The 1,124-nt window shown below is 70.8% G+C and carries 1 pseudogene; it reads left to right on the top strand.

The window, feature by feature from the left end:
* Window positions 1-965 (top strand): annotated as a pseudogene (locus QZ281_RS15330) (IS21 family transposase); the annotation flags it as partial.
* Window positions 966-1,124 lie beyond the last annotated feature (159 nt).

The following is a 1,124-nucleotide window of genomic DNA, read 5'->3' as shown; positions in this document are numbered from 1 at the left end:
GCGGCGTGCCGACGCGCGGGATCTACGACAACATGAAGACGGCGGTGACGACGGTGTTCACGGGCAAGGACCGGGTGTTCAACCGGCGCTTCCTGGTCATGGCGAGCCACTACATGGTGGAGCCGACGGCCTGCTCCCCGGCGGCGGGCTGGGAGAAGGGCCAGGTCGAACACCAGGTCCAGACGGCCCGGGGACGGTTCTTCCAGCCGCGCCTGCGCTTCACCAGCCTGGAGGAGCTGAACGGCTGGCTGGAGGCGGAGTGCCGGCGCTGGGGCGAGCTGCGTCAGCACCCCGAGCAGAAAGAGCTGACGGTTGCTCAGGCCCTGGCCGCCGAGCGGCCGGCGCTGCAGCCGATGCTGGGCCCGTTCGACGGCTTCCACGAGAGCGAGCACGCGGTGACGGGGACCTGCCTGATCAGCTTCGACCGTAACCGCTACTCGGTGATGGCGAAGGCCGGGCGCCGTACGGTGCAGGTCCGCGCCTATGCCGACCGGATCGTCGTGCGCTGCGAGGGTGAGGTCGTCGCCGACCATCGCCGGTTCTTCGGTCGTGACCGGACCCTCTACGATCCCTGGCACTACCTCCCGGTGCTGGCGACCAAGCCCGGCGCCCTGCGCAATGGCGCGCCGTTCCAGGACTGGGAGTTGCCGCCGGGGCTGGCCCGCCTGAGGCGCAAGCTGGGTGCGGGCGACGAAGCCGATCGCCGGTTCGTGCGGGTTCTGGCGGCGGTGCTGGAAGACGGCCTGGAGCCGGTCGAGGCCGCGGCGCGCGAGGCCTGGAGCACGCGCGAGTCGGAGGCGCAGCTCTTCCTGCAGACGCCCGCCGTACTCAACATCCTGGCGCGCCGGCGCGAACCGCCCCGGCCGCTGAGCATCGTCACGCCCGATGACCTGGCGCTGCGGCATCCGCCTCTGGCGGACTGCGACCGCTACGACAGTCTGCGAGGCCTGCATGCAGCGGCATGAGATGATGGCGGCCCTGACCGGCCTGGGCCTCAAGGGCATGGCCGGAGCCTTCGACGAGGCGGTCACCACGGGCCTGCAGCGCAAGCGCACGACCATGGAGATCCTCGCCGACCTGCTGCGCGCCGATATCGTGGACATGATGGCAGACGGGACCGATGC

It is taken from the genome of Brevundimonas sp. (genome assembly GCF_018608325.1).
Taxonomy (GTDB): Bacteria; Pseudomonadota; Alphaproteobacteria; order Caulobacterales; family Caulobacteraceae; genus Brevundimonas.
This window is presented reverse-complemented; position numbering and strand designations above follow the sequence as displayed.